Raw genomic sequence first — 19199 nt, 5'->3', positions numbered from 1 at the left:
CGAACTGGCTGACGGCGAACGGGGCAGGCTGATGCGCCTACGCTGCACCGGCATCGCAGCCAGGTGGGGCTTCGCGCTCCACCTCGCCGACAGCGACCGCTACCAGGACTCCCTGCTATGCCAACCGCAGCACCGCCTTCGGAGTCAGCCTCCGAAGGACTTACGAACTCGACCACTTAGACTCGCGATTTCTGGCGCATCACACTAGTGTCCTGCACCGGAGATCCATCGTTAGCCTCGATCTTTCGTGATTGGTCGTCAGCTTCGGCTGGCGGCCAATGCGTCGTTGTGGAGCGTGTGCGGGCATACGGGTGGCCCGATCGTCGCATCGGGTGGGCGCCGGATTCCACGGTTCCGGTCGGTGGCTCTTCTGCTCGTCGGGACGGGTTGTTACTGGTCAGCGTGGGTTCGGGAGGGTGTCGAGCCGTCTGATCGCGTCTGTGATCACGTCGGTCCATGGCCAGTGGTGGGCGAATCGCAGGTGCCGTTGGCGGGCGGTGGTGATGAGTTGGGCAGCGGCGGAGAACAGCCGCAACCGCAGGCGGCGGGGCTCCCAGAGGCGGGGTTTGCCGGTCAGAGCGAGCATCGGCATCCAGGCGAGCAGGTCGAGGGCGAGCTGGACGATCTCCAGCCAGATCCGGTTCTGTGCGGTCTCGTGCAGGGGCAGGTTCCGCAGGCCGGTGGCCCGTGCGTTCCGAATGCGGTCCTCTGCCCTCGCCCGTCGGCGGTGCCTCAGTTCCAGGTCCGTGATCTTCCCGCCCGTCGTGTTGGTGGCGAAGCAGGTGAGCCGCAGGCCGTCGGCGTCGGTGAAGCGCAACTGGGCGCCGGGGTGGGGCCGTTCCTTGCGGACGATCAGCCGCATTCCCTTCGGCCAGCCCTTGAGTGTGTCGCCGTCGAGTTCGGCGGTCCAGGCGCCGTCGCGGATCTCGCCGCCCGGCTCGACCGCTGGGGTCCAGGCGGAGGCCGGGACCTTCAACACGGCCTGATGAATCTGCTCAGTGATGGTCATCCCGACCGAGTACGACAGCCACCGGCCCCGTTTCGTGAGCCAGGCGAGGAACTCATGGGTGCCGCCCGCGGAGTCGGTACGGATCAGTGTGGACCGGCCGCGCCGGTGACGCTTGGGGAGCTGGGCCAAAGCGAGTTGAGTGGCGGTGATGTGGTCGGCGGCGGTGTTGGATCCCGCGTTCCCCGGCCGCAACAGTGCTGCCACCGGCTCCCCGGTGCCACCGCTTCCGTGGTCGACGAAGCCCATCAGGGGGTGATGTCCAAACGACTTCTTCCAGGTCGCGGCCGCGTCCTGCTTGTCGGAGTGGGCCAGGACCAGCACTCCGTCCAGGTCCACAATCACCTGGCCGCCCCTATCCGGCGCCGCATCTTTGGCCAACGTCCAGACGTACTCGCGCACTTCGGCGCGCGCCGAGCGGATCGCGGTCAGGGCCTTGTCCCCGGCCGCGGCGAGGGTGTCGATCAGCCGGGAGACCGTTGGGTCGGAGGCCACCGGCCCGAACACGGCCGGCTCGGCCCGCAGCAGTCCCGCATCGGCCAGGCAGTCCCCGCCCAGCGCGACCGCGAGAGCCACATCCAGCAGGATCTTGCCCGGATCGTGCACCGCCCGAGGCCGCCGCCACGGCGTCAGCGCCGCCGATATCTCGGTATCCAGGCCGGTCTTACGGGCAGTCTCGACCAGCAGTACTCCGCCAGCCTGCGAGACCACCCCGCTCCCGCCGCCCTCGATGCGGACACGCGGATAGGACCCGATACGCTTCTTCACCTGAGGAGTGCTTCTTTCATGCGCCGACCTGGACCCTAGACAAGTCCCATCGTTGCAGGTCAGGAGCACTCTTCGCGTTTCCGATCACGCATCGGACACCCAGCCACGTGAAAGCCCGAGGTTAGTTCCTGTATGAGTGTTTCTGCGGGTGTGCCCGCACCGCGTCGTGGTCCGAAGCTGGAACCGTTGTTGTTGTCCGTTGACGAGCGTGCGGTGCTGGAGCGTTGGGCCCGGCGGGCGACGTCTGCGCAGGCGGTGGCGTTACGGGCGCGGATCGTGCTGGCGTGTGCAGGCCCTGACGTTCCGCCGATTGTTGTGGTGGCGCGGGATCTTCGGGTAGCGGCGGATACGGTCCGCAAGTGGCGTCGGCGGTTCCTGGCCGCCCGGCTGGACGGGTTGATGGACGAGCCCCGGCCGGGTCGACCGCCCACCATCAGCGTCGACCAGGTAGAGGCCGTCGTGGTCAGCACGTTGGAGGAGATGCCGAAGAACGCCACGCACTGGTCGCGCAAGTCGATGGCCGACCGCAGCGGGCTGTCGAAGTCGACCGTGGGCCGAATCTGGCGCAAGTTCCATCTCAAGCCTCATCTGACGGACACCTTCAAACTGTCGGCGGACCCCTTGTTCGTGGAGAAGGTCCACGACGTGGTCGGGCTGTACTTCAATCCGCCCGAAGGGGCGGTGGTGCTGTCGGTGGACGAGAAGTCGCAGATCCAGGCGCTGGACCGGTCTCAGCCGGTGCTGCCGATGATGCCGGGCATGCCCGAGCGTCGCACCCACGACTACGTCCGCAACGGTCTGACCACCCTCTTCGCGGCCTTCGACGTCGCGACCGGCGAAGTCATCACCTCGCTGCACCGTCGGCACCGGGCAGCGGAGTTCAAGAAGTTCCTCATCAAGATCGAAAAGGAGGTTCCCGGGCACCTCCAGGTCCACCTGATCTGCGATAACTACGGCACCCACAAGACGCCCGCCATCAAGGCATGGCTGGCCAAACACCCCCGATTCCACCTGCACTTCACCCCTACCAGTTCGTCCTGGATCAACCAGGTGGAGAGGTGGTTCGGCTTCCTCGCCGACCAGAAGATCCGCCGCGGCTCCCACAAAAGCGTGCGTTCCCTGGAAGCCGACATCCGTGCGTGGGTAAAGGAGTGGAACGAAAACCCAACACCATTCATCTGGACCAAGACGGCCGACGAGATCCTCGACTCCCTCGCCCGCTTCTGCCGACGGATCTCCGGCGCAGGACACTAGCGCGCGGGCTGCTGCTGCCCGAGGAGCGCGTCGCCCTCCGCGCTGCGGCGGTAGCGGACGACCTGTCGGTCACGCTGGCGCAGTACCAGGCCGGAGCAGTGCAGGACTCCCAGGTGGTACGAGACGGTGGCGGGGGGCAGGTTGTTGCGTGCCGTGAGCTTGCTGGTTGTGCGTGCGGTCTCCAGGTCGGTCAGGAGAGTGGCGTGGCTGCGTCCGAGTAGCCGTCCCATCGCGGAGGTACGGGGCCGGTCGAGTGCGGCCCCCAGGCCGTCCGCGGGGTAGAACAGGACGAAGTCGCCCGTGGCTGCAGGCGAGTTGGAGCAGACCGAGATGGAGGTCGACGCGTATCTCGTAGCGGATCCGAAGGCGCTTGAACTGGTGCAGCCGGGCGAAGGTCCGCTCGACGACCCAGTGGGTCTTGCCCAGGGCGGAGCCGTGCGGGGTGCCGCGACGGGCGATCTTCGGTGTGATCCCACGAGCTCGGACGAGACGGCGGTACTTGTCGAAGTCGTAGCCGCGGTCGGCGAAAAGCCGCCGGGACCGGTGGCGGGGCCGGCCCCGCAGGCCGCGGATGTGCGGTATGGCGTCCAGCAGTGGCATGAGCTGGGTGACGTCGTGGCGGTTCCCGCTGGTCAGAGCGACGGCGAGCGGGGTTCCGTGCCGGTCGACGATGATGTGGTGGTTACTGCCGGGGCGTGCCCGGTCGACCGGCGAAGGTCCGGTGTGAGCCACCCCTTTGAGGGCCCTGACGTGCGAGCCGTCGATCGCAGCGTCGTCCATCTCCAGCAAGCCCTCTTTACGTAGTTCCGCCAGCAGGACTTCGTGCAGGCGGGGCCAACTCCGGCTGCCGTCTCGTCCGAGCTCGTGGGATCACACCGAAGATCGCCCGTCGCGGCACCCCGCACGGCTCCGGTCTGGGCAAGACCCACTGGGTCGTCGAGCGGACCTTCGCCTGGCTGCACCAGTTCAAACGCCTTCGGATTACGAGATACGCGCCGACCTCCATCTCGGTCTGCTCCAACTCACCTGCAGCATCACCTGCTTGAGACGACTCCGAACTGCATTCTGAAACGATCAGTGACTCCCCTGACCCTCCTGCGAGGGTGCGGGATGCATGGACGGCAGGGCGGAGGCGTGCGCATCCGGACAACTTCTCCGTTTCCCGCTACGCGACGAACACCGCTGCATACGCTGGGCGAAGGCGTCCCGGCGGTCTCTCCCGTACCGCTGGAACGGCTTGTCGCAGAGGCAGCCTTCCTCGGGGCCGGCCGGCAGGGCGTAGGCGCAGGATCTCTCGCTCGTCGTTCTCGGGACACCACTGTCCACCCGTCAGCATCGGTCCGTTCGGCGGCTGTTCACGACTGCGGGAGGCACCTGCCATGCCGGGATGTCCCGCAAAACCCAGGCCGCCGCACCCGGCAGAGTCCTTTCGCGTCGCCGTGCCCGCGGGTGCAGGTCCGCTGGCCGGCCGCCCGCCGCTTGGCTTTTGGCGGGCTGCCGGCCATGTGCTGGGGCTACGTATGTGACGGAGCCCACCTATCACCCAGCAGTTCGGTAACGGACGTATAGTTCGCGCCATGCCCGACCCCAGTCGCCCCTCCCCGCTGAGCTCACTCATCGGGGTCGATGTCGACGCGACGGCCGAGCGGGTCTATCGGGCGTTGGTCTCCGGCGGACCAGCGCTCGGGCCGGATCTCGCCGGCCTGCTGGGGATCTCGGTCAAGGACATCGAAACGGCGATCGGTGCGTTGCGGCAGGTGGGCCTGGTTGACATGGCCGCCGGCGGAGGAATCTCGGCGGTGTCGCCGTCGCTGGCGCTCGAGGGGATGGTCGCGCAGCGCGAGCAGCAGGTCAGGGCCGCCCGAACGGCACTCGACGAGCTCGCGGAGGAGTACCGGAGGGCGCGCGAGGTGCAGCTGTCGAACGGCATCGAGATCGTTCGGGGCCGCAGCGAGATCGGCAGCTGGCTCAATGGCCTGTTGCTGTCCGCCAAGGACCAGCTCCGGATGTTCGCGAAACCACCGTTCGCGGTTTTCGGGATCTCCGAATCTGACACCGAACGCGAGGTCGCCGGCCGTGGTCTGCGTGAGCGGATCATCATCGAACGGACCGTGCTGGATGAGCCCGCCGCGGAGAAGGACCTGGTCGCCTCGCTGGATCGGGGACAGGAGATCCGCATGGTGCAGTCGTTACCGGCGAAGCTGCTGATCGTCGACGATTCGATTGCGATCGTGCAGCTCGACGAGGGTGGGCACGCGCACTCGGAGATCGCGGTGGTGCGCCCCGGGGGGCTGCTGGACTGTCTGATGTTCAGCTTCGAGAGCCTGTGGCGGTCGGCCATGCAATTGCGGGAGGCCCCCGGCCGTACGGTCGATCCGAACTTGGCATCGCCGAAGGATCTCGCCGACCCGGCAGACCGGAAGGTCCTGATGCTGTTGCTGGCTGGGTACACCGATGCCGCGGTCGCTGCCCGACTGGGGATCAGCCTGCGGACCATGCAGCGCAGGGTCCGCAGGCTGATGGATCTGGCCGGCACCGAATCCCGGGTGTTGCTTGGCTGGCACGCGCGGGACCGGGGCTGGCTTTGAACGCCTTCGTCCCGTCGAGCCACCGGCTGCGGTGGCTCGACGGGACGAGGTGGCGCCGGGGCCTAGTTGCCCAGACCTGCCGGGATCCTCAGCATCACCGAGCTGGACCAGGCGGCGTTCGGGCCGCCCTCGCCGTAGACCATTAGCTGGTGGTGATCGTTGATGTCGAAGCTGTAGGTCGGCGTGAATCGATCACCGGCAGAGAGCGGCACCATGCCGGACAGATCCCAGAGCCGTCCCTGCGGGTCCCACATCGCCGACACCGCAACGTCCGGGGAAAGTTCGACAGTTCCGAGGATCCACCCGTCGTCGGTGACTTTGTCGCCGGTCGCGTTGTATCCGTAGTCGGCAAGGCGCTGCATTCCGCCGGCCTTGGTCCACACGAACGCGTCGTCACCGCTGGTCCCCACGATAGTCCCGGAGGCGTTCACATCGTTCGCCTGGGCCGAATACTGTCCCGGAAGCGTGCCGAGATCCTGAGTAACACCTGACGTCGCATCCCAGGTGACCGCGTGCGGCACATGGCCATCGGTGTGCGAGGCACCGACGATCATTCCGGCATCGTTGATGGCGCGCGGCTGGGTTCCCGTCAGATCCGAGGACAGGTGGGCCAGCTTGCTGAACGTCCCATCCGGCGTCCGCACGAACCCGTCACTGTAGCTGTGGTTCTTACCGTCAGACTCCTTGACGATTGCTTCGGAGAATCCGGTGACCACCCCCTTGTTATTCACGGCGGTCGCGTAGCCGCTGGAATAGGGCCGCCAATCCGGGACGCCGAGCACTGTGAGCGATCCGTCCTTGGCCCATTGGACGGGAAGAGTACGCAATGCACTGTCCGTCGCGATACCGACGGCGGTCTGGCCGTCATTCAGGTCCAGAGCCGATCCGTACCTGCCCCCGGCGAGATCCAGGTTGGTGAACCCGTCGGCGGCCGTCCAGATGGTCGGCGTCATCCTGGAGTTGTACTGGCGATCCCCCGCGACTATGCCGCTCTCATTGAGAGCCGCGCCGACGAATGGCGGGGCCCACGCGACCAGATCGAGTTTGGGGACATCGACAGTGGCGATCGTGACGTCCGCCGCCCCGATGATCGTGCCGTGCTCGTTGGCCACTCGGACCCGGCCGACCATGGGATCCTTGGTCAACTGCCGAGCGCTGACGATCATTGCCCCGTCGACCGGCATCGACTGGCCCGTGGCAACCGTGTACTTCGCGTCGGATTTCGGCGTGATCGTGCCGAGGCCCTTCGAGTACATCTCTTGGTGGTAGTCGAACGTGACGTTGTCTCCGGGCACGGCGACTCCCGCGACCACGATGAAGTACGTACCCGGCTGTGGATCATCGATGACGATGTGCTCGGGCGAGTCCCCGGTCGTGGTGCTCTGGTCTATCGGCCTGCCGTTGAAATACACATAGAAGTCCAGATCGGCAGCGTCTCTGGGCGTCAGAGTCACGTCGAGCCGGGTCGTCCGACGCGGAACATAGAGCATGTTGGACGTGATTTCGCCTTGCGAGACCGTCGAGAACAAATTGCGGACATCGCCGATCTCGCCAGTTGCGACGTGGGCGGTCGCGGGGCCAAAGGTGTTCTTCCCCGTCGAGCCGACATTCGTCGGCGAGTTCATCGTCACCTTGTCGACTGTGACGGTCCCCGGATCGAACGACATGCCCTGCAGCGAAACCGTCGCTGTGTACGGGTTCTGTTCGACCGGAGACGTCCTGCGAGACTCGATCACGAACTCCCAGATGCCGGGTTTGGGTCGGTACACCGGTCGTGCGGTGGCGTTGCAGTTCGCCGGGTCGGTGTAGTTGGTGTAGCAGCGGTAACTGGCGTTGGAGTCTGCGGGCATGCCGTCGGGGTCGATGGGCAATGCGCGGACCTGGCTGCCGTCGGCGAGCCCGCCCAGGGTCATCTGCAGTGCTTCGACGCCCTTGGGAACGGGCACCAGCAGCGAGGTGGTTCCGGTTCGGTTGAGCGTGCCGGAACTGGTGACCGCGTAGTCGGGCTTGGCCAGCGGCTTGGTCGCCAGCACGGTGACGGCGACGAACTGGTCGATGCCGCCTGTCGCCGGGTCATCAATGGTCAGGATCGCGCTATGCATGCCGGAGGTCGTCGCGGTCGCGGTGACCGTGATATCGGCCGCCTTTCCGAGCTGCAGGGGCATTGCCGCGCGGGCGCTGAACGTGCCGTCGTTGCCGATCCAACCGATCCGGTGCACGACGTTCCCGGCGGCACCGCTGGTCCGGGTGACGCTGACCTTGTAGGTCTTCTGCGCACCGATCACCTGGCCGCCTTCTGTTGGCAGACAACGGTTGTAGATGCCGACGCCGGTGTTCGGAGTCGCGAGCAGGCCGGACAGCGAACTACAAACGGGAGCCGACACAGTGAGCTCATTGGTGTTGATGCCAGCGCTGAGCTGCTTCCAGGCCGCGACGGTGTCGATGATGCCGGCGCCCTGCGCGATGGTCGGGACGCCGGGGATCGGGTCGGCGGTGCCGGTCAGGGCGGTCTTCAGCGCCGCCGGGCTGACCGTCAGCGAATGGGCCTTGGCGGCCGATAGCAGCAGCGCCGCCGCTCCGGCGACCTGCGGGGCCGCCATGGAGGTGCCGTTGGCCATGCCGTACCCGGCCGGCAGCGAATACCCGGCCTCGGGGACGGCTTCACCAGACAGCCACATCGGGATCGAGGAGATGGCGGCGCCGGGCGCGGACACCTGCGGCGCCAGCGCCCCGTTCTCAGCGGGGCCGCGGGAGGAGAAGCCGAAGATGCCCTGCTTGGTGGCGACCTTCGACCCGTAGCCGGCCCACCAGGTGTCGGAGCTGACGGACGCGGCGACCGAGATGGCCCTGCCCGCCACGGACGGCGAGCTGACGGTGTTGGTGCCGAGGCCGTCGTTGCCGGCGGCGATGATAATCTGGGCGCCGTAGTTGTCGATCAGCTTGTCGTAGAGCGCGGCGATCACGTCGGAGCCGTCGTTCAATGCGGGAAGCCCACCGATGGACAGGTTGACGACGTCGACATGGCGATTGGTGACCAGGTCGATCATGCCCTCGGTCAGTGCCGCCTGGGTGCAGCCACCGCCCCAAGTGCAGGCGCGGGCGGACACGATCTGCGCGCCCGGTGCGGCGCCGTGCATCTGGCCGCCGAACAACGACGTGCCGGCGGTGATCCCCGCGACATGGGTGCCGTGCGAGGCGACCGGCAACCCGATAGACACGTAGTTCGCGGTCTTGCCGACGTTGCTGCCGCCGAGCGGGGAGAGATCGACGTTGTCGCGGTACTCGACGACGAACGGGATGCGCTCGTTCTGCGGTGTTGCGGGGTCGTCGCTCCCGAGGTGGCCGACCTGGCGGTCGACCGCGAACGGGGCCATCGGTGTCTCGTCGGTGAGGTCCTGGTTGTTGTTGCTGTCGACCCAGATCCTGTGTGTGGTCGGGTCGTACAGAACCCCGTAGAAGTCCAGGGTGTCGCCGTCCCGGTTGAGGTCGCCCTCGAAGTCGCTGCCGGCCGTCGCACTCTCGTAGAACACGCCGAATTGGAACGTGCCCTCCGGGATCGTCCAGCTCTTGCCCAGGTAGCTGAACGTCGGACCCGTCTTGGTGGTGGACATCCGTACCCAGCTGCCGTCGCGGTCGGTGACCGGATCGGTCTCGGTTACCCAATCGACAATCTTGGGCTTGCCGTCGCTGGTCGTCTGTAGCGCGGGATGCTCGACGTCGACGCCGGTGTCTAGCACGCCGACGACCGTGCCGCGCCCGTCCCAGGCCGGGTTGTCCTTGACGAAGGCCTCGGCGCCGGTCTCGTTGATCGGTAGGTACGGGTTGTCGGCGGGCGTGTTCGCGCCGGGCGCGGTCGGACCCGCGGCCTTCGTTGCCGCCGTCCTCGCACCCGCGGCGCCCAGATCCGGGCCCGGGATCTTGTACGTCCGGTTCAGGTCGATCGCCGCGACCGACCGAAGGCCGGCCAAGGTGGTCACGCTGTCGGTCGGGACGGTCGCCCGGACGTAGCCGACCTTTCCGGTCACCGACCCGACGGTCCCGCCGGTCTTCTCCACCGCGGCGACGACGTCCTCGGTCGCGCCCTTCCGGGCCAGCATCAACACCGTGACAGACTTCTTCTTCGACGCCTGCGCCTGCTGCAGCAGCCTGGTGTCGGCGTTGCCCAGCTTCTCGGCCGCAGTATCCGACAGCGAATCGTCGGTCAGCGGCTGGAACCCATCGGTCTTCCCCGCCCTGTAGATCGAATCCGGGTTGTCGCGCCCGGCCCGGTCGTCGAGCCCAGCAACGGGCGATCGACCCGGCCCCTGTGGCCCGTCGGGATCAGCGGGTTCGACCTTGCTCGCGCCAGCACTCTCGGAGCCAGTCGGGCTGGTCGGGTCGGCGGCTGCGGCCGCAGGCGCAATCAGCGCCGCGGCGATCAACACGGCCGACGCCGCGGCAATCACACCTGTTCTTCTTCGTCGCGCCATCGTGCTCCTAACCAAGGAGTGAAACATCACCGTGCGGCCAAGCCCGCAGACACGAGAACACCTGAGCCGCCTGGCCAATCTCGCAGTTGGGTCCGGGCAGGATCAACGGACCGAGTGGGGCGGATGTCGGCCATGGCGGAATGCCGCCACACTCGGCGCAGACCCACCGCTCCCAGTCGGTCGACCAGGCCGGCGAGGTCCCTCAGCACCCGCCATCGGTGTGGATTGCTCGCCCAGAATCCAGCAGTTCATCCACGCATTCCGCGCATCCACATGTCTGGTGGAGCGCACCGGCCGCTAGCTGAGCTTGTTCTTTATGGTCTGACCTCGAACGATGCTCCGAACGTGCTCGCTCGTACGAGGATTCTGGGGACGTGAACACGGCCTCCGTCTGATCCTGTGCTCCGACGAAAGAAGCACTTGACCAGTACGAAGGCCGTGGGGGAATGAGTCTGCTGCATCACGATGTCCGGCGGGAAGCGTTCGCGGTGGCGTCACGCTTCCGGTACGACTTCTTCGACTGCCTGACCGTGCGTGGGGACACGTTGTTCGAGCTGACGGACGCATTGCTGTGCGCGGACGGGCCGGTGACCACGCCGGTGGACCTGACGCTGACGGCCGAGCACCGGCGCGGGCACGACGCGCTGAACAGCGGAAAGGTCGACGTGCTGCGACTGCGGCAGGCGCTGGCCGGGCTACCGCAGCCCGAGGCCGCCGACGGGCGCCTCGTCCTGGCCATCGACGTCACCCACTGGCTCCGCCCCGACGCGCCGACCAGCCCGGACCGCTTGTTCTGTCACGTATACGGCCGTAGCGGACGCTCGTCGGACCAGTTCGTGCCCGGCTGGCCCTACTCGTTCGTCGCCGCGCTGGAGTCGGGTCGGACCTCGTGGTGCCAGATCCTGGACGCGCTGCGGCTGGGGCCGGCCGACGATGTCGCCGAGGTCACCGCGGCCCAGGTCCGCCACGTGGTCGAGGACCTCATCGACATGGGGCGGTGGCAACAGGGCGACCGCGACATCCTGATCGTCTTCGACGCCGGCTACGACGCCCCGCGCATGGCCTACCTGCTGGAAGGGCTGCCAGTGGAGGTCCTCGGACGGATGCGCACGGACCGCGTCATGCGCAAGCCCGTCCCGGTCCCCTGGATCTCCCCGCCACAGGGCGGACGCCCGCCCAAGCACGGCAAAGAGTTCCGCTTCGCCAAGCCCGACACCTGGGGCGAGCCCGATGCCGCAACCGTGCAGGTCACCGACCGCTACGGCACCGCCCGCGCGATCGCCTGGGACCGCGTCCACCCGCGGCTGACCACCCGCTCGGCGTGGATCGACCACACCGGCGAACTCCCCGTCATCGAGGGCATGTTGATCCGCCTGGAGGTCGACCGTCTGCCCGGCGGTCACGACCCGCACCCCGTCTGGCTGTGGTCCTCGGCCACCGGCCTGTCGGGCGAGGACGTCGATCTGCGCTGGCAGGCGTGCCGTTCCCGGCCCCTCCGACAACACCGCCGCGCCCTTCACCTTCGGGATGGCCTGGCTGACCCACATCGCACTGAGGCGCGCTCGGGGATACGGGCTCCGCTCCTCCTGATGGAATGATCAACTCTGCGGATCAACTCCGCGGAGCACGGAGGCCGCCTCCTACGAGCTGCGCGCCCGGTGACGGATATGGGCTCCACCGCCCGCGGCGCGGGCCGCCGTCGGGTCACCTGCCACCGGCAGCCTCGCGCAGGCCGCCACCGTGCGCTGCGACTCCGTCAAGGGGATCACGACCAAGGCAGGCGGGTGTGTTCACCCCGCCGCTCGCACCGCCTCGCACACCGGCGCGCTCTCCGACATGCGCAAGCACGGTTCGCCGGTGGTGGTCCGGCGTCCCTTGCCGGTGGGCAGGCCGTCCCAGTGAGCCTCCTCGACGACGCGGACCCGGGCGGTCATCATGATGAGCCGGGGAGGCCTGGCGTTCTGGGGTCCGCCGGAGGTGAGAGAGGAAGGCGAGGGCTGCCGGACCCCGCTCCCCCGCCCCGGGTCCCAGGTGGCGTCCCGCCCGTCCCGGGATCACCGCAGGCGTATTCCGCCCCACGCCCTCATCTGCGTGCTTGTTGCGAGAGGATGAGGTGGTGATCCGCCACGACCCTGAGATACAGGCTCTGTTCCGCCGCTATTGCGCCCCCGCGCGCCGCTACCTGAAGCTCGGCGGAGCGGTACTTCGTATGTCGCGCGAGGAGTACGAGCCGTTCGTTCATGCCCTGGCCGCTGATGCGAATGCTGTCTCCGACGCCGAGCTCACCATCCTCTTCGAAGGCAGCTGGCGCGAGCGGCGGACCGCGGCATGGCTCGCCGCCGTCTCGCGCCGTGACCACTTCCGCGAGCGTCTGGGAGCACTGTTGCTGGAGAGCGAGGTCTGCTGCGCGGGCGGGGCCTACTGCGTGGCGCTGGCGAGTTTCGGCACCGCACGGGACGCCGACCTGCTCGCCGCTTACCTGGATCGCTACCTGCGTCTGCCCGACCTCGCCTACGACCAGCCCACAGCCATGAGCGCCCTCGCGTACACCGACTCCGTCCTGCAGGGCGACCGGGCCAGCCACTTCCTCCAGGAAGGCGGCCTGTGGCCGCAGTGGTTCCAGGGCGCGCCCCACATGCACGGCGATGACGGCATCTCCACCTACCTGGGCGGCATCCGCCTCGCCTGCGCCGTCATCGACGAATGCGCCAACACCTGACCCCCATTGGCTTTGTTCACTTCAAAGGCTCTGGCTCAACGTCTGTGACGCGGCCACCCTCCGTCACGCCAGTAGGACGCGTTTGCGGAGAAGTTGGAAGCCTGCCCGCCCGAACATCTGACGCTTGAGCATCTTGATCCGGTTGACATGCCCTTCGACCGCGCCCGAGCTCCAGGGCAGGCTCAATCCGGCGATGACGGCGTCGAGGTCGCGGTCGATGCCGGCGGCGAGAGTGTGGAGGCTGGGCAGGTCGTCCTGTCGAACGGCATCGAGCCACTCCGGGAGACGCTCGCCCTGGCGGTCAGTGAGCATGGTCGCGAAGGACCGGACGTGACGGGTAAGGGCGTCGAGCTCGGGGCACTGGTTGCGGACGGTCTTGAGCTGGAGCTGTTCGGGCTCGGTGAGGGTTTCCGGGCGTCTGAGGATCCATCCGGAGACCGTGCGGGGCGATGGCGGCCGGGCGGTCACAGGTCGTGGTGAGGTGCGCTTCTTGTGCAGATAGGCACGGACGCGCTGGTAGTTGCCCTTGTAGCCGAGCGGCACGATCTCCTCCCACAGCTTCCACGCGTTGCTGAAGCCCTCGTTCCAGCGGTCGTCCAGGCAGGGCTTGTAGTCGTCGAGGACCGAGAGCCGGTTCTGCCACTGGCCAGTGAACAGGCCCTCCGGCGTCGAGGCGTCGACGAACCGTTTGACCGTGTGCCAGGCCATGCCGAGCTGCCGCTGAACCGAACGCAGGCTGTGTCCTGCCTGCAGGAGTGCGTGGACGGCGGCGTGCCGGGCCCGAGTCCGGTCTGCGAACCGGTGCCCGGTCGGCCACGGTGAACCGGACGGTTCTTCTTGCGGCGCCGACTCAGGCCCGGATACGGAGGTCGCAGGAACAAGGGCTCGAAGGCACTGGCGGTGCTGGACGACTGCCCGCTCGGCGGCCTCGCTCAGGTTGTGCCAGAGGTGCCACCGGTCCGCGACCTGAACGGCCTGCGGGGCACCGGCGGCGGCGCCTTCGGCGAAGAACGGCGCCCGGTCGCGGCAGACGACCTCAATGCCTGGCCGGTCGGCGAGCCAGGCCGCCAGGCTGGACCCTTCCCGGTCCGGCAGCAGGTCGATGGGGCGGCGGCTCTCGATGTCGACGAGGACGGTGCCGTAGTGGCGGCCCTTGCGGGTGGCGAACTCGTCGACGCCGACCACTCGCGGCGCGGGGACCTCGGGATCGGGGAGTGCGTCGACCAGCCGGAGCACCGTGCTGCGGCTGACGGGTACCCCGAGAACGCGGGCGATGCGGGCTCCGGCCCGACCCGCGAGGGCCAGCCCGACCGCGGCCAGGGTGGAGCGCAACCGCTCGGTCCGCTGACCGTGCCGGCGTGTCAGGCCGGGTATCTGCTCGACGAAGGAACGGCGCGCACACCCCGAGTTCCCGCACATGAACCGACGGACCCTCAGCTGGAGAGCAACGCTTCGACCACCGCTCGGCACATCAGCGGGAAACCGCAGGTAGGAACCATGCACCCGGTTCGACCAGACTCCGCAGACCGGGCACACAGCGCCGTCCGCGATGCATTGCGCATCCACGCGCACTGTCTCGATGCTCACACGTACCGACAGCACCGCGACGTCCGCGATCGCCGGGAACAACAGCTCCTTCAGCCGGAGCACGACTTCTTCCATGGCCCCGAACTGTCCTGCCCAACTGTCCTGCCCACGGACCATTTTCGGGCGACTTTGCGTACGGCTCGGAGGAGCCTGGCTGTCACTCAGAGTGGCCGCATCACAGAAGTTGAGCCAGAGCCCGAGTTGGTTCTGGCACACATTTCGTGAAAGATCTAGCCAGCAGGACGCGCGCGTCACGTGACCTGCGGGGACCACGCGTCACCGGGTTCCGGTGACGCCGGGCTCAAGGTCGCTCACGGAATGTGTGCCAGAGCCATTTCCCGTGAACATCTGCGAGTGCGTTGATCGCCAACTGCTGTCGAAACTCATCGACAAACGCTGCTGCTGGACGTGAACGAAGCCGCCCCGACGACGTGCGGCCGATCCGCACACGCGCACGCGGGTACTGCTGGCCGCTGAAAGCCTGACCTACTGGTTGGCAGAGCCTCGCTGGTTCAGCGCCCTGGTCAACTCACGGTTGGCCGCGCGCGCGGCCTCCAACTCCAGCCTCTTTCTCCTCCAGCGTCGCCGACAGCTCGGTGTTCGTCTGCTCCAGACGGGTTACCTGGCGCTGGAGTTCATCGTGGTCGGCGGGGGCGCCGAGCCCCGGCTCTCACCACACCTGCTCGCCCGTGAGTTCCGAAAGCCGGCGCTCCAGACGCCGGATCTGTGTGACCAGCCGGGTGTTGCGGGCGTGCGCGTTGGCGAGGTCGACCTGAAGCGAGGCCAGGCTGACCGGCGGTCCGGCCGCGAGGTCCGACGCAGATGGCTGCAGTTCGGCGGCGTGGATGAGGGCGAGCAGGTCGCGGTGGCGGTAGAGGAAAGTGCGGTCCACCCCGGCTTGCCGGGCGATGCCGCTCACGCTGATCGCCGTGCCGGTGCGGGTGGCGTGCTGGATGGCGCTCTTTACCCGCTGGCGGCGGCGTGCGCCGTCGGCGCGGCGGCCGTCGGTCATGGCTGTGCTCATGCGGACCTCGTGGTGTGGATGTCGGGCAGGGGCTGGCCGATGCGGGGCATGCCTAGCATCACGCTCCGGCTGCGGCGTACGACGGCGACGCGGCCTCGCCGATCTGGGCCTGTTCCTCGACCGTGAGGTCGTCGAGATCGGCCTCGACCCGCTCGATCAGCCGGCGCACACGGCGGATCTCCTCCTGGGAGGGCATCGCCTCGCTGCGCGCCCAGTCGTCGGCGGCGAACGCCGACATCAGCCGCTCCCGGCTACGCAGTAGGTCAGCCAGGTACGCCTGGAGGTCGGGCAGGTAGGAGACGTCGGTGCGGAAGTGGTCGCAGCCCACGCAGCGGAATCGGATGGGGCAGCTCTTCTCCAGGGCCGCGGCCGAGTCGTAGCTCTTGGGCAGGAAATCCCCGGTCTGGTTCTGGGTGACGCGGCCGATCAGTGTCGGGGCCAGGGCGCTCAGCACGACACCCAGCACCGCCCAGAGGGCGATGACTTTCCACGGGTGTCTGGTGGAGTATCCGGTCAGGGCGCGGATCACGATGTCCTCCGGCGGACGGACTTGCATGCGGACGTCTGCCGGGGGCTCCCGGCCGGTATCCAGACCATCACCCCGAGGGGCCGGGAAGCGTCCTGGCAGCGGATGATCCGGGCCGGGGCCCTGGGTCCTGCCCCGGCCGGGGACCAGGACCCAGGTCCTGGTCCCCATCCTGGTCGCGGGCCGCGAGCTGCCGCCGACGGTGCTGCCGCTGCAGCTGCTGTGCAACTCTGTACCGGAGGCCGTAAGGCCGGACACAGGGAGAACAGACATGCGCAGGCGCCGACACATCGGGCCCGGCGATGCCCGGGAGCCGCTGCGCATCGACAGCGCCGGGCCGCCGTGGTCCCGCAACGACGCACTCGTGACCGGCGGGGCCTGCGCGATGAACCTGCTCAGCTACGTGTTCTTCGACGACCCCGACGGCCGATACGCCGTGAGCGTGGCCGGGTTCCTCCTCGTCGCGCTGGCAGCCCTGCCGCTGCTCGTCCGGCGCAGCCACCCGGTGGTGGCGCTCGCTGCCGTACTGGCACTCGATACGACAGCCACCCTGACCGCGCCGCTGCCCAGACACTTCGGTGCCGTCCTGCTGGTCGCCCTGTACACAGTCGCCAGGGCCTGCACCGGCCGGGTGACAGCGGTCGCGGCCGTCGCGACGGTGTCGCTGACGTTGCTGAGCCAGAGCCACGGCCGGATTCCGCCCTGGCAGGACGCCGCTGTCACGCCCCTCTCCGCCCTGATCGTCGTCGGCACCGCCATGGCGGTCAACCGCTGGCAGCGGGAGGTGGCGGCGAACCGCAGACTTCTCGCCGACCGTGCGGTGGCCGACGAACGCCGCCGCATCGCACGGGAGCTGCACGACATCGTGGCCCACCACATCACCACCATGCAGCTGATGGCCGGCGGAGCCCGGGCCAACCTCGCCCGACCGGAGGTGGTCCGGGACGCCCTGGTCACCCTGGAATCCTCCGGGCGACTCGCCCTGCGCGAGATGCGCCAGCTCCTCGATGTGCTGCGGGCCGGTGACGAACCGGAGTCCGCGCCGTCGCAGCCCCAGCCGGGCGTCGACGACCTCGACCGTCTGGTGGCCGAATCCCGCCTTGCCGGACTGCCGACCGAGTTCAGCGTCCACGGGCCGCAGCGCCCGCTGCCGCCGACCGTCGGCCTCACGGTGTTCAGGATCACCCAGGAAGCCCTCACCAACGCCCGCAAGTACGCGGGGCCCGCCCGCGCGTCCGTACGGCTGACGTATCGCCAGGATCGGGTCACCGTCGAAGTGCGGGACGACGGTGGGAGCACACCGCCGCAGGAGGGGGCGTCGTCGGTGGGCTCGGGCGGTTACGGCCTGATCGGCATGCGCGAGCGCGTCGCCCTGCACGGCGGCACCCTCGCCGTCGGCCCGCAGGCCGACGGTGGGTTCGCGGTGGTGGCCGACCTGCCGCTGACCACGGACGAGGCGGCCGAAGCAGCCGTCCAGCACGAGGGGGCACACCGATGACCGGGACCCGGCCGAACACACCGAGGATCAGAGTGCTGATCGCGGACGACCAGCCGCTGGTCCGGCGCGGCCTGTCGCTGATCCTCTCCCCCGACCCGTCCTTCGAGGTCGTGGGAGAGGCCGAGGACGGCGCACAGGCTGTCGCCCTCGCCCGCCGGCTGCGCCCCGACGTCGTGGTGATGGACATCCGGATGCCCGTCCTCGACGGTGTCGGCGCGACCGGGGAACTCGCCGCCACCGTGCCCGGCTGCCGGGTCCTGGCCCTCAGCACCTTCGACATGGACGAGTACGTCGTGGGTGCCCTGCGCGCCGGAGCCTGCGGGTTCCTGCCCAAGGACAGCTCGCCGGAGGACCTGAGCGCGGCGATCCGCACCGTCCACGCAGGCGAGGCCGTCGTCGCGCCGCGTCTGCTCACCCGGCTGATCTCCACCTACGTACGGGCCCCTCACAGCGCGTCGCAGCCACTCCCCACCGACCTGGGCGAACTCACACCCCGGGAGGTCGAGGTGTGGCGCCTGATGGCCACCGGTCTCGACAACGCCGAGATCGCCCACGACCTGCACATCAGCGTCTCCACGGTCAAGAACTACATCACCAGCATCTTCGGCAAGCTCGACGTCCGTGACCGCGCCCAGGCGGTCATCGCAGCCTACGAATCGGGGCTGGTCACCGCCCGCGCGGCAACCGGCAACCCGCGCGGCGACGGAAACACCGCATAGCCGGGCCGACCGGTGCGCTCACTGCCTGCACAGGGTGGTGTCGAGGAGGGCCGGGCCATCGGCAGGGCCTCCCGAAACTCCTACGCGGCCGATTTCTCCCGCCGCGAGGGCGGGTAACTCCCCAAGTTCCCATAGCCGGGCCTGCCCCGGGGTGGGGAGGCGTCCAGAGCATGGACTGCCCCGGACGGACGCTGGTTCAGCGGCACAGGCAGGCCGGGTCAGGCCACCTGATGTCGCGTCAGCCCGCGACCCCGGGCACGACCAGGCCGGTTTCGTACGCGATCACCACCGCGTGGGTCCGGTTCTGCGCGCCGAGCTTGGTCAGCACGTTCCCGACGTGGGTCTTCACCGTCTCCAGACTCACCGTGAGCGACTCCGCGGTCTCCGGGTTGGACAGGCCGGTGGCCATCAAGCGCAGCACCTCCTCCTCCCGGCCCGTCAGCGCCGCCTGCGGCAGCGCCTCGGCGCCACCCTCCTCGACAAGGACGAGCACCACCGTGGAAAGAGAAACACCCGCAGAGCCCCCCTACTCGCCGCCGGCCTCGCGGCGGCCGCCCTTTCGGCGCTGACCTTCGCCGCGTTCAAGGCATCCGACGCCTCCACCGCCAAGGACCCCCTGCGGCAGTACACGGCAGAAGCCCCAGTGGAAACGCTGCGACGCGAAGGGCCCCGACACCTTTCAGTGCGCGACGCTCAAGGTGCCGCTGGACTACAGCGACCCCGGCGGCAAGACGATCGGCCTCGCGATATCCCGGCTGAAGGCGGGCAGCACGAAGGAACGTCCGTCGCGGCGTTCTGCTGCTCAACCCGGGCGGCCCCGGCGCAGCGGGACTGCATCTTCCTGTCGACCCGCTCATGAAGTTCCCCGCGGAAGTGAAGCGGCGGTACGACCTCGTCGGCTTCGACCCGAGGGGCGCCGGGCAGAGCTCTCCCGTCAGCTGCGGGCTGCCGCCGAGGAACAGTCCGACCAGCCGTACAAGGCCGAGACCTTCGCGAAGGACGCGCACCGGGTACGTACGGTCGCCGGGAAGTGCCGGACCA

At 68.4% G+C, this 19199-nt stretch carries 11 protein-coding genes and 4 pseudogenes; 7 read left to right on the top strand and 8 right to left on the bottom strand.

Translation table 11 applies throughout. From position 1 onward, the window contains the following. Nucleotides 1-397: 397 nt before the first annotated feature. Entirely contained in the window at nt 398-1774 is a 1377-nt protein-coding gene (locus OG609_RS44105; RefSeq protein WP_327271204.1) for an IS1380 family transposase, read from the bottom strand. Nucleotides 1775-1906: 132 nt separating this feature from the next. Here OG609_RS44105 and OG609_RS44100 point away from each other — a divergent pair, with 132 nt between their 5' ends. After that, nucleotides 1907-3028: an IS630 family transposase gene (locus OG609_RS44100; RefSeq protein WP_327277869.1), complete on the top strand. Its 1122-nt coding sequence runs from the start codon at nt 1907-1909 to the stop codon at nt 3026-3028. On the opposite strand, the gene OG609_RS44095 is transcribed toward OG609_RS44100, so the two are convergent. Together OG609_RS44095 and OG609_RS44090 are read right to left on the bottom strand one after the other, a co-directional pair. After that, nucleotides 3025-3258 (bottom strand): hypothetical protein, encoded by a 234-nt coding sequence (locus OG609_RS44095; RefSeq protein ID WP_327277868.1) that lies wholly within the window; start codon nt 3256-3258, stop codon nt 3025-3027. The genes OG609_RS44100 and OG609_RS44095 overlap by 4 nt on opposite strands. A 58-nt stretch (nt 3259-3316) precedes the next feature. Continuing rightward, nucleotides 3317-3859: pseudogene (locus tag OG609_RS44090) on the bottom strand (IS5 family transposase); the annotation flags it as partial. A 23-nt stretch (nt 3860-3882) separates the two neighbouring features. Between OG609_RS44090 and OG609_RS44085 the strand changes: the two are divergent. Beyond that, nucleotides 3883-4097, top strand: a pseudogene (locus OG609_RS44085) (transposase); the annotation flags it as partial. A 508-nt stretch (nt 4098-4605) separates the two neighbouring features. Continuing rightward, a complete protein-coding gene (locus OG609_RS44080) occupies nt 4606-5616 on the top strand; it encodes a helix-turn-helix transcriptional regulator (protein ID WP_327277867.1) in 1011 nt (336 codons plus the stop codon). Nucleotides 5617-5678: 62 nt separating this feature from the next. Here OG609_RS44080 and OG609_RS44075 read toward each other — a convergent pair whose 3' ends face one another. Then, nucleotides 5679-10061, bottom strand: a complete 4383-nt coding sequence (locus OG609_RS44075; RefSeq protein WP_327277866.1) for a S8 family serine peptidase — start codon at nt 10059-10061, stop codon at nt 5679-5681. A gap of 470 nt (nt 10062-10531) precedes the next feature. Between OG609_RS44075 and OG609_RS44070 the strand changes: the two are divergent. Beyond that, a pseudogene (locus tag OG609_RS44070) lies at nt 10532-11563 on the top strand (transposase); the annotation flags it as partial. A 638-nt stretch (nt 11564-12201) separates the two neighbouring features. Continuing rightward, nucleotides 12202-12804, top strand: a complete 603-nt coding sequence (locus tag OG609_RS44065) for a DUF6000 family protein (RefSeq protein WP_327277865.1) — start codon at nt 12202-12204, stop codon at nt 12802-12804. Between the two features lie 63 nt (nt 12805-12867). Here OG609_RS44065 and OG609_RS44060 read toward each other — a convergent pair whose 3' ends face one another. The 3 genes from OG609_RS44060 to OG609_RS44050 form a co-directional block, all read right to left on the bottom strand. Further along, complete coding sequence (locus tag OG609_RS44060) at nt 12868-14466, bottom strand: ISL3 family transposase (protein WP_327277864.1); 1599 nt, start codon at nt 14464-14466, stop codon at nt 12868-12870. Between the two features lie 595 nt (nt 14467-15061). Beyond that, the gene (locus tag OG609_RS44055; protein WP_327277863.1) at nt 15062-15415 is read right to left on the bottom strand and encodes a DUF6262 family protein; all 354 of its coding nucleotides are present in this window, start codon (nt 15413-15415) and stop codon (nt 15062-15064) included. 58 nt (nt 15416-15473) lie between these two features. Then, nucleotides 15474-15971, bottom strand: coding sequence for a hypothetical protein (locus tag OG609_RS44050; RefSeq protein WP_327277862.1), 498 nt, complete (start codon nt 15969-15971; stop codon nt 15474-15476). A gap of 241 nt (nt 15972-16212) precedes the next feature. Here OG609_RS44050 and OG609_RS44045 point away from each other — a divergent pair, with 241 nt between their 5' ends. Together OG609_RS44045 and OG609_RS44040 are read left to right on the top strand one after the other, a co-directional pair. Beyond that, nucleotides 16213-17439, top strand: a complete 1227-nt coding sequence (locus OG609_RS44045; protein WP_327277861.1) for a sensor histidine kinase — start codon at nt 16213-16215, stop codon at nt 17437-17439. Then, a complete protein-coding gene (locus tag OG609_RS44040) occupies nt 17436-18158 on the top strand; it encodes a response regulator transcription factor (RefSeq protein WP_327276841.1) in 723 nt (240 codons plus the stop codon). Before OG609_RS44045 ends, OG609_RS44040 begins: the two co-directional genes overlap by 4 nt. Nucleotides 18159-18396: 238 nt before the next feature. On the opposite strand, the pseudogene OG609_RS44035 reads toward OG609_RS44040, so the two are convergent. Beyond that, a pseudogene (locus OG609_RS44035) lies at nt 18397-18630 on the bottom strand (response regulator transcription factor); the annotation flags it as partial. Nucleotides 18631-19199: the final 569 nt, after the last annotated feature.

Source organism: Streptomyces sp. NBC_01224, assembly GCF_036002945.1.
In the GTDB taxonomy this organism is placed as follows: Bacteria; Actinomycetota; Actinomycetes; order Streptomycetales; family Streptomycetaceae; genus Streptomyces.
Note: the sequence above shows the minus strand (reverse complement) of the source record. Positions and strands in the feature narration are given on the sequence as shown.